The organism is Rubrivirga sp., from assembly GCF_049648075.1.
In the GTDB taxonomy this organism is placed as follows: Bacteria; Bacteroidota; Rhodothermia; order Rhodothermales; family Rubricoccaceae; genus Rubrivirga.
Genome location: NZ_JBARYR010000041.1, coordinates 1 through 10747, shown reverse-complemented (window position 1 = coordinate 10747; position 10747 = coordinate 1). Strand labels below are relative to the sequence as shown.

General features: G+C 67.3%; 5 protein-coding genes. All 5 read left to right on the top strand.

Translation table 11 applies throughout. The features are described from left to right. Positions 1 to 195: 195 nt before the first annotated feature. Entirely contained in the window at positions 196 to 2394 is a 2199-nt protein-coding gene (locus WBA11_RS01255; RefSeq protein ID WP_424518920.1) for a CRTAC1 family protein, read from the top strand. A gap of 139 nt (positions 2395 to 2533) precedes the next feature. Next, complete coding sequence (locus tag WBA11_RS01250; protein ID WP_424518919.1) at positions 2534 to 2956, top strand: TonB-dependent receptor plug domain-containing protein; 423 nt, start codon at positions 2534 to 2536, stop codon at positions 2954 to 2956. Positions 2957 to 3315: 359 nt separating this feature from the next. Continuing rightward, complete coding sequence (locus WBA11_RS01245; protein ID WP_424518918.1) at positions 3316 to 6441, top strand: SusC/RagA family TonB-linked outer membrane protein; 3126 nt, start codon at positions 3316 to 3318, stop codon at positions 6439 to 6441. A 59-nt stretch (positions 6442 to 6500) separates the two neighbouring features. Continuing rightward, positions 6501 to 8105 carry a RagB/SusD family nutrient uptake outer membrane protein gene (locus WBA11_RS01240; RefSeq protein WP_424518917.1) on the top strand — a complete coding sequence of 535 codons (1605 nt, stop codon included), beginning with the start codon at positions 6501 to 6503 and terminating at the stop codon, positions 8103 to 8105. A gap of 282 nt (positions 8106 to 8387) precedes the next feature. Then, positions 8388 to 10747: CRTAC1 family protein (locus WBA11_RS01235; RefSeq protein ID WP_424518916.1), on the top strand; the 2360-nt coding region annotated here is incomplete at its 3' end.

The following is a 10747-nucleotide window of genomic DNA, read 5'->3' as shown; positions in this document are numbered from 1 at the left end:
CGTCCACACCGACCGGGGTCTCGGCGCCGTCCCGGCGGGCGTGTCCGTCCTTGAGGCGGGAGGCGCCTACCCCGTCGAGCCCGCGTTCGTCCTCGAGGTTGCCTTCGAAGGCGAGCCCGACCGGTCCGGCTACGTCCGTCGCGAGATTACCCTGCCGCTCCGCTAGATCTGCCGGCCTCGAGGCCGACCCCAGCCATGCACGGTCGCCGCCTCGTCGTCCTCGTTCTCACCGGCCTGTTCGGCGCCGGCTGCCAGCCCGGTCCGGCGTCCGGGACGCAGCGGATGGCCGACACCCTGGCGGCCCGCGTCGCCCAGGCGAAGGCGGCGCCGATGCCGTACTTCGTCCTCAACACGGACCGCGCCGACCGCCTCGAGGCCGACTTCGGGCGGTACAGCGGCTCCAATCTTCAGCGCGCCCGGTTCGACGTCGCGCGCGAGCGGCTCAACGCCGGCGACACCGACGCCGCGATCCGCCACCTGGTCGACCTCGCCGACGCGGCCCTCGGCACGCGCGACCTCGAGGACGTGCCCGCCGCGCGCCCCATCCTGGACCTCCTGGCACCGGCCTACCTCCGCCGTGGCGAACAGGCCAACTGCCTGGCGAATCATCACGCCGGCGAGGTCTGCGTGCTCCCGTTCCGAGGCGCGGCCGTCCACGACGACCCCGACGGTGCCCAGCGCGCTGTCGACACGCTCGAGGACGTCCTCGAGGCCGACCCGTCCGATCTCTCGTCGCGCTGGCTCTTGAACGTGGCCCACCACGCGCTCGGAACCTACCCCGACGGCGTGTCCGAGCCCTACCGGATCACGGGCCTCGAGGACGCCGACGCGCTCGAGCCGTGGACCAACACGGCGCCCAGCCGCGCCGCCGCCCTCGACGGGATCTCTGGGGGCGTCTCGGCCGAGGACTTCGACGGCGACGGCGACGCCGACCTGCTCGTGACCAGCTACGGGCTCGCCGATCCGATCCGGTACCTCGAGAACGACGGCGGACAGTTCACCGACCGCACCGCCGAGGCCGGGCTTGGGGGCCTGACCGGAGGCCTCAACACCGTCCACGCCGACGTCGACAACGACGGGGACGCCGACGTTTTGGTCTTGCGCGGCGGTTGGTTCGGGGCCGTCGGGTCCTGGCCGAACTCACTCCTGCTCAACGTCACAGAGCCCGGTGGGCCGGTCCGCTTCGAGGACGTGACCTACGCGGCCGGGCTCGGCGCCGAGCACCCGACCCAGACGGCGGCCTGGGCCGACGTCGACCTCGACGGCGACCTCGACCTGTTTGTCGGCAACGAGAGCGGCGGCGCCTACCCCGACGCCCTGGGCGAGACCGACGCGTCGGCGGTTCACCGCTCCGAGCTGTACCTGAACGACGGGCTCAGGGACGGCGTCCCCCAGTTCCGATCGGCCGCGCTCGAGGCCGGCATCGACCTCGAGGCCTTCGTCAAGGGCGTCGCCTGGGGCGACGTCGAGGGCGACGGTCGGCCCGACCTCTACGTCTCCGTCCTGGGCGGCGCCAACCGGCTCTACCTCAACCGGAGCGACGGCGGCACGCCGCGGTTCGTCGAGGGCGCGCAAGGGGCCGGCGTCCAAGGGCCGGACTTTAGCTTCCCCGTCGTCTGGTTCGATGCCGACGGCGACGGCCGTGACGATCTGCTGGTGGTGAGCTACGACGTCCGGCACTTTTTCCGAACCGCCGAGGGCGCGGCCCGCGAAGCCCTCGGCCTCGCGTCCGACGCCGAGACGACGCGGCTCTACCTCAACAACGGCGACGGCACGTTCCGGGACGTGAGCGCCGCCGCCGGTCTGGACCGGCCCCTGTTCGGAATGGGCCTGGGCCTGCTCGACCTCGATGGCGACGGCCGCCTCGACATCTACGTGGGCACCGGCGCTCCTGACCTGCGCTCCCTTATCCCCAACCGAGCGTTCGTGAACCGGAGCGAGCTGGGCGAGCCCCGCTTCCAAGACGTCACGTTGTCGTCGGGACTGGGACATCTCCAAAAGGGCCACGCCATCGCCACCCTCGACGCGGACGGCGACGGCGACGAAGACGTCTACCAGGTCATGGGCGGCGCCGTCGAGGGCGACCGGGCGCGCAACGTCTTGTTTGAGAGCCCCGTCGGCGGGCGCTGGCTGTCGCTCGTTCTCGAGGGCGTGGCCTCGAGCCGGTCCGCCATCGGCGCCCACATCGAGGTCCGTCCGGTCGGTAGCGACCGCGTGATCCACCGGACCGTCGGGACCGGCGGGAGCTTCGGTGCGGGTACGCTCGCCCTCGACGTCCCGCTCGGTGCTGCCACGGCGGCCGACGTCCGAATCCGATGGCCGTCAGGAACGGAGCAGACGGTGGCCGCCCTTGAGGCCGGCCGGCACCGCGTCCTCGAGGACGCAGGCTCCTGAGCGGAGCTGGCCGTTCGTGGACTCCCGACCGGCTTCGAGGACGTGTCGGCGAGGGGGCCGCTTCGTGACGTGGCATGTCGCTCTCCCTTGCGGAGCGAGACGGCCCGTTTACATTGATCCAACTCGACCCCTGGTTCACATGCTGCGCCCCCTTCTCCTCCTCGTTGTCGTGGTCGCTCCTGTCCTGGCGGGGTGTGGGGCCGGGAACGGAGCCCGCCACGTCTCGGACCCGAACGTCCTCGAGGGCGACGAGATCGAACGGCGCTCCCTCGCACGCATCGAGGACATGCTTCGCGGACAGATCGCCGGCGTCCAGGTTCGGGAGGAGGGCGGGAGCCTCGTCATCCGCATTCGGGGCAACGAGACGTTTTCCAACACCAGCAACTCCGACCCGCTGTTCATCATCGACGGCCTGGCAATCCCTCTCGGGACGAGCGGCGCCCTCGACGGCTTGAACCCGAACGACGTCGAGAGCATCCGGGTGCTGAAGAACGCGAGCGACACAGCGATGTACGGATCGCGTGGTGCCAACGGGGTCGTCGTCATCACGACGTACGACTGATCCGGCCTCCAGCCGACACAGCCACCAGCCCGTCGCTCAGTAGCGAATCGGCCCTGAGGGTCGAGAGAGCCAGCCGGCTCGGCTCCGGCCTCAGCGCCCTCTATCTCTAAGGTCAAACCGTTCGCTCGGCTAACCCGGTACGGAGGGATATTTGTTGGAAGCGCTTCCGGGGCGGGAGGCCTCTCGGGCGCGAGAAGCAGTGCAAACGTTGTCATCGTAGGGGGCTTGGGAAAGCCCATGTAAGCGTTTGCACAGGCCGTCACGGTCTCGTAACATGAATGCCTGATAGCGCTTCCGAGCCGAGCAATGGGCCTGCGGCGAGCGCTCCGTCTGGACTCCACACACACACCCTCAACCTGATGAGTCGGAACGCTACCCTTCTCGGGCTCGCGGTTCTCCTGTTGGCGCTCGGTGCCTCCCCCGCCTTCGCCCAAGAGCGAACGGTCACGGGAACGGTCACTGACGCTACTTCTGGCGACCCGCTCCCGTTTGTCAACATCACCATCTCCGGGACGACTCGGGGCGCGGCGACCAACATCGACGGCGAGTACTCCATCGACGTCGATGGGCCGGAGGACGTGCTCGTGTACCGCTTCCTCGGCTACGTCACGCTCGAGGAGACCGTCGGCACGCGCTCTCTCATCGACGTCCAGCTCCAGGAGGACTCCAACATCTTGGACGACGTCGTCGTGGTCGGGTACGGCACCCAGCGCCGCGGTGACGTCACCGCGTCCGTCGGGACCGTCGACGTGGACGAAGCGAACGAGGGCCTGGTCACGGCGCCCACCGACTTCCTCGAGGGCCGCGTCGCGGGCGTCCAGGTGATCGAGGCGTCCGGCGAGCCCGGTGCCAACGTGTCTGTCCGGATCCGCGGTGGCACGTCCATCACGGCCTCGAACGAGCCGCTCTACGTCATCGACGGCATCCCGATCTCGAACGACAACGTGACGCCCGGTGGCGCCGGTCAGACCTCGAACGGTCCGGCCCGTAACCCGCTCACGCTCCTCAACCCGAACGACATCGCGTCGATCTCGGTCTTGAAGGACGCATCCGCGACGGCCATCTACGGCTCGCGCGGCGCGAACGGCGTCGTTCTGATCACGACCAAGGACGGGGCCGAGGGCCGCGTCAACGTCGACTACGAGGGCACGTTCTCAGTCTCCTCTGCTGTTGAGACCTACGACGTGTTCTCCGGCGACGAGTACCGAGCGTTCATCGCAGCCAACCCAGGGCAGTTCTCGAACGGCGTCACGAGTCCCGGCTTCGGGATCGACGCGAACACGGTCAACTCCGACTTTATCGGGGAGATCTTCGATACGGCTCCGAGCCAGTCGCACAACTTGTCGTTCGGCGGCGGGACGTCGAACTCGCAGTACCGGGCCTCCCTGAGCTACCTCAACCAGGACGGCATCGTGACCTCGACCGGTCTCGAGCGTGTCACGGCCCGGCTCAACGCGAGCAACCAGTTCTTCGACAACCGCCTCCGCTTGGGCCTCAACCTGACGAGCGCGTTGACAGACGACGACTTCGCTCCGATCAACGACACCGGTGGCTTCGAGGGCGGACTGTTTCAGAACGCCATCCAGTACCGGCCCGTCGCGCCCGTCTTCCTGGACACGGCCAACGACGGATTCTATGAGGTCCCTGGTCAGCGGTCGTTCCGCAACCCGGTCGCACTCTTGGACCAGGTCGATGAGACCGCCCGGACCGTCCGCACGTTGGGCAACATCTCCGCCGAACTCGAGGTCGTCGAGGGCTTAACGGCGTCGCTCAACGTGGGCGGTGATCGCTCGGTCGGCACGCGCCGCTCGTTCATCTCGGGCTCGAGCCCGATCGGCGAGGAGTTCGTTACCTCGACGACCAATGGTGGTTCCGGCTACCGCCGGACGCTCGAGCGGACCTCGCAGACGCTCTCGACCTACCTCACCTACGCCACCGGCTCCGGTCAGAACAGCTTCGACGTCCTCGGCGGCTACGAGTACCAGGAGTTCAACATCAGCGAGACGTCGGTTCAAGCGACGGGCTTTGTGACGGACGTGACCGAGGACAACCTCCTCCAGTCCGGCTCGATCGTGGTCAACGGCAACAACGCGGGACCGGGTACCTTCTCGTTCCGCGGTGAGAACCTGCTCGCGTCGTTCTTCTCGCGCGCCAACTACAACTACGCCCAGCGCTACTACCTCACCGGCTCGGTCCGGTACGACGGGTCGTCGCGGTTCTCGGAGGACAACCGGTACGCACTGTTCCCAGCCGTCTCGGGCGCGTGGCGCATCTCCGAGGAGCCGTTCTTCGACGGTGGCAGGGCCGTTACTGATCTCCGCTTGCGAGCCGGCTACGGCGTCGTGGGTAACCAGGGCATCGGTGACTACCTCTACCTGCCGTTGCTCGGCGCGAACCCGGCCAACTCGGCTGTCCTGAACGGCATCCCGGTTCCGGGTTACGCTCCGACGCAGCTCGAGAACCCGGACCTCCAGTGGGAGGAGAAGGAGGAGTTCACCGTCGGCCTCGATTACCGCGTCCTGAGCGACCGAGTCTACGGGTCAGTCGAGTTCTACCGGAACACGACCAACGACCTCCTCCTCAACGTTCCGGTGCTCGCATCGGTCGTCGCGAGCCAGGTCCAGAACGTGGGCTCGCTCCGTAACACGGGCGTCGACGTCACGCTCGACGCCCTCCTGTTCGAGACGGACAACGCGTCGTTCTCGCTCGGCCTGACGTTCAACACGAACGAGAACGAGGTCCTGGACCTGGGCGGCGCCCAGCAGCTCTTCACCGGAGGTGTGTCGGGTGAAGGACAGACGGGTGTGAACTCGCTGCTTCTGACTCCCGGTCAGACCTTCCCGATCTTCTACGGGTTCGAGTTCACGGGTGACTTCGAGAACGGTGCCGCGGTCTACAACGACTACGAGGCCCGCGACCTCGATGGCGACGGCATCATCGGGCCGCTCGAGCGCGAGCTCGTCGGCACGACGACGGCGCCCAGCGACGACGACCGTGTCAACATCGGTGACCCGCGTCCCGACTTCGGTTACGGCATCCGCCTGAACGCGACGGTCGGAGACTTCGGCATCCGGGCGTTCTTCCGCGGCGAGCAAGGCCGTGAGCTGTTCAACAACACCGCTCTCGTCTACGGCAACCGCGCTGTCGCAGGCAGTCGAAACATCCTGGATCTCGGTGACGAGTTCTACGGGACGGAGGACGTCGGCGCTGCCGCTGTGTACTCCTCTCGCTTCATCGAGGACGCCTCGTTCTTCCGCCTGGATCAGCTCACGCTCGACTACCGGCTGGGCTCGGTCCTCCCCCAGGTCCAGAACGCGCGCGTCTTTGTGACGGCGAACAACCTGTTCGTCGTGACGCCTTACACCGGTCTCGACCCCGAGGTCAACACGAACGCGTCGGCCGACGGGATCTCTTCTATCGGCGTGGACTACCTACCGTACCCCCGGGCACGGACGTTCACCGTCGGCGTCAACCTCGGTCTCTAACCCCCTGGCTTTCGATCACCGGGTGCGACCTCGAGGTCGCACCCCTGCTACAACAACCCATGATTCGACTTTCTAAGCGAAATCGGGCGGTCGCGCTAGCGGCGATGCTCGTGCCAGCCCTCGGGCTCGGGGCGTGCACCGACCTCTCCGTCGATCCGTTCAGCTCCGTGACCCCGGAGAACTTCTACCAGACCGACACCGAGGTCATCGCGGCTTTGTCGCCGGTCTACTCCCAACTCCGCGCGACGTTGTGGGAATACCACAATATGAGTCAGGTCTCGTCTGACGAGACGATTGTCCCGACGCGCGGCGGTGACTGGTTCGACGGCGGCGACTGGCTGTCGCTCCACCAGCACAGCTGGACCCCGCAGCTCGGGTTCATTAACGGTGCGTGGAACGTGTCGTACGCCGGTATCGCCCGGGCGAACAGCTTGCTCTCAGACCTCGAGACGATTGAGGTCCCGAACAAGGATGGGCTGATCGCTGAGATCCGGGCGCTGCGTGCGTTCTACTACTACACGCTCATGGACCTCTTCGGAAACGTCCCGATCATCGGTGACGAAGAAGGTGAGTTCCGCGTCGATCCCGACAACCTCCCGCAGACAGAGAGCCGCGAGACGGTGTACAACTTCGTCGTGAGCGAGCTCGAAGCTGTTCGGACGGCCCTTCCTGTGGCCGGTGCCGGCAACGGCGGCCGGATGTCGCAGGGTGCGGTAGACGCCATGTTGGCCAACATCTACCTCAACGCCGAGGTCTTTAGTGGCTCGGTGACGGCCGGCGGTGTCGTGCGAGGTACGGCTCGCTACCAGGAAGCGATCGACAAAGCGACTGAGGTCATCAATGGTCCGTACTCGCTCAACCAGGGTACGGCGGCATGGCTCAACCAGTTCACGCCGACCAACCGCGACAACCCGGAGCACATCTTCGTGGTCCAGCACCTGGCTGAGGACGGGTTCGGAATGAGCTTCCCGATGCGGACGTTCCACTACAACTCGTTCGCGGGTGGTGGCTGGAACGGCTTCGCCACGATCGAAGAGACCTATGGGGCCTTCGACGAGGACGACCCGCGTCGCGGCATCTTCGCCGTTGGTCAGGCCATCAACTACAACACGGGCGACCCGATCAACAACCGCCAGGGCGACCCGCTCATCTTCACGGTCGACTTCCCGAACGGCGTCACGCCGGCCGGTGGTGGAGCGGCGGAGGGACACGGCGTCCGGTTCAACAAGTTCACCGTCGACAACGACCAGGTGAACGGCAATCACGGAAACGACTACCCGTACTTCCGCCTGGCTGAGATGTACCTCATCCGGGCAGAGGCCAACCTTCGTTTGGGCAACTCGGCCGCGGCACTCGCTGACGTCAACACGCTTCGCGCTCGCCTCACCGGCGACGTGGACGGCGACGGCGACGACGACGCACCGGATGCGTTGACGAGCATCACGCTCGACGACATCCTCAACGAGCGGCTCTACGAGCTGACCCAGGAGGCCCGTCGTCGTCAGGACCTGATCCGGTACGACCGGTTCACGGGTGCCAACAACTCGTGGTCGTTCAAGGAGGGCGCCGTCGGAGTCAGCCAGCCGTTCCGCGTGTTGTTCGCGATCCCGCAGACGCAGATCGACGCGTCGGACGGACTGCTCCAGCAGAACCCGGGCTACTAGCCGGACCCGTCCAGCTTCGGCTTGACCTCGAGCGCCTCGTCCTCACCGGGCGGGGCGCTCTTCGTTTGTGGCGTCCTCGAGGTCGCGATCTGTCGTCCTCGAGAGCGATGATCTCAGACCGGTCGTTCCGACCTCGAGGTCGGCTCCTCGTCCTCGAGGCCGGCTTCTGACGACGTGGCTTGCGTGCTCGGCGGACGGCCTCGAAGTCGAACACGCCGTAGCATGCTACGGCGCTACGAAACGCCGTTGGGGTAGAGAATGGAAACGGCTGGCACCATATCTATGCGACTGACTGTGCTCTTTCTCGCTGCCGCTGCCCTCGCAGGGTGCGGCGGCTCGGACAGCGACACGCTGTTCACCGCCCTCGAGGCCGACGTGACCGGTCTCGCGTTCGAGAACCGGATCGAGGAGACGCAGGAGCTCAACGTGTTCACCTACCGCAACTTCTTCAACGGCGGCGGGGTGGGCGTCGGCGACCTCGATGGGGACGGCCGGCCGGACCTGGTGCTGACGGCGAACATGGGTCCGAACCGGGTCTTTCTGAACCGGACGGAAGAAGGCGGAGAGGTCCGCTTCGAGGACGTGACCGAGGCCGCCGGGCTGGGCGGCACGAAGGCGTGGAGCACCGGCGTCTCGATCGCTGACGTGGACGCCGACGGGTTGCTCGACGTGTACATCTCGAACGCGGGCACGGCAGCCGGCGAGGACCGGGCCAACGAGCTGTTCCTTAACGTGGGGCCGGGGCCGGACGGCGTCCCCCGCTTCCAAGACGTGGCCGAGGACTGGGGACTCGCCGACGACGGCACGTCGACGCACGCCGCGTTCTTCGACTACGACGGCGACGGCGACCTCGACGTCTACGTGCTCAACAACTCGTTCCGGCCGGTGGCGTCGTTCGGGTTGCGCAACATCCGCGACGAGCGGCATCCGACGGGCGGCGACAAGCTCTACCAGAACGTGGCGGAGCCGGGCGAGACGCCTCGCTTCCAAGACGTCAGCGAAGCGGCCGGCATCTTGGGGTCTGAGATCGCATTCGGGCTCGGCGTGACCTTGGGTGACATCAACGACGACGGCGCGCTCGACATCTTCGTCTCGAACGACTTCTTCGAGCGCGACTACCTCTACGTCAACAACCGTGACGGCACGTTCGAGGACGTCCTCGAGGACGCGATGCCCTCGACGAGCCTGTTCTCGATGGGCGCCGACATGGCGGACCTGACCGGCGACGGACAGCCCGAGGTGTTCGCCGTGGACATGCTGCCGGACGACGACGACCGGCTCAAGAGCTCGTCGAGTTACGAAGGCCACAACTTGTCGCGCGCCAAGACCGGCCAGGGGTATCACTACCAGTACATGCGCAACGTGCTGCAGCGCAACAACGGCGACGGCACGTTCTCCGAGATGGGCTCCATCGCTGGCGTCGACGCGACGGACTGGAGCTGGTCGGCGCTGTTCGCGGACCTCGACCTCGATGCACGGGCCGACTTGTTCGTGACGAACGGGACGATGCGCGACGTCACCGACCAGGACTACATCGCGTTCTTGGCCAACACGCAGAACCAGAACGCGATGGCGACGGGCGAGGGTGTCGACTACCTCGAGCTGTTGGAGATCATGCCCTCCACGCCGCTCGAGAACGTCGCGTTTCGCAACGTGGGCCGAGGCGACAGCGTCGCGTTCGAGCGTGCGCCCGAGTGGGGTCTGAACCAAGCCGGCTTCTCGAACGGCGCCGCCACGGCCGACTTCGACGGGGACGGCGACTTGGACGTGGTCGTCAACAACGTCAACGCGCCGGTCAGCTTCTACCTCAACCACGCGGCCCAGCAGGGGCGCCGCGCGCTGTCGGTCGTCCTCGAGGGCGAGGGCGGCAACACGGGCGGGATCGGGGCGAAGGTGGCCGTCTGGACGGACGGCGAGGTCCAGGTCCGCGAGGCCGTCCCGACGCGGGGCTTCCAGTCGAGCGTCGACCCCGCGCTGCACGTCGGGCTGGGTGACGTCGAGGTCGCGGACTCGGTCGTCGTGCGCTGGCCGGACGGGCAGACGCAAGCGCTCCAGAACGTCTCCGCCGGCCGCGTCACGCTCCGACAGGCCGACGCCGATGCGACCCCGCGCGCGCTCCGCGTTGAGGACGACGGCCCGGTCTTGTTCCGCGACGTGACGGCCGAGGTCGCGCCCGAGTGGTCGCACCGCGAGAACACGTTCGTCGATTACGACCGCGAGCTCTTGATGCCGTGGCCCCGTTCCGCCGACGGCCCGGCCGTGGCTGTGGGCGACCTCGACGGCGACGGCTTGGAAGACCTGTTCTTGGGAGGAGCCGCCGGTCAGCCCGGCGTGTTGTGGCTCCAACGAGGCGGTCGGTTCACGCTCTCGACGCCCGCCGCCCTCGAGGCCGACGCCGCGTCGGAAGACGTCGCGGCCGCCTTCCTAGACGCTGATGGCGACGGCGACCTCGATCTGTACGTCGGCTCGGGCGGGTCCGACTTCGAGCCGTCGAGCCCGCTGTTGCGCGACCGACTGTATCTGAACGACGGGGCCGGCGGCTTGGAGGCCGCGCCCGAAGGAGCGGTGCCAGCAACCACGTCTGCCGTCGGCAGCGTCGAGGCCGCGGACTGGGACGGCGACGGCGACCTCGACCTGTTCGT

Excerpts from the sequence above, each read along its gene's own strand:
- WBA11_RS01255 (WP_424518920.1), top strand. The coding sequence starts at position 196 with ATGCACGGTCGCCGCCTCGTCGTCCTCGTTCTCACCGGCCTGTTCGGC.
- WBA11_RS01250 (WP_424518919.1), top strand. The coding sequence starts at position 2,534 with ATGCTGCGCCCCCTTCTCCTCCTCGTTGTCGTGGTCGCTCCTGTCCTG.
- WBA11_RS01245 (WP_424518918.1), top strand. The coding sequence starts at position 3,316 with ATGAGTCGGAACGCTACCCTTCTCGGGCTCGCGGTTCTCCTGTTGGCG.
- WBA11_RS01240 (WP_424518917.1), top strand. The coding sequence starts at position 6,501 with ATGATTCGACTTTCTAAGCGAAATCGGGCGGTCGCGCTAGCGGCGATG.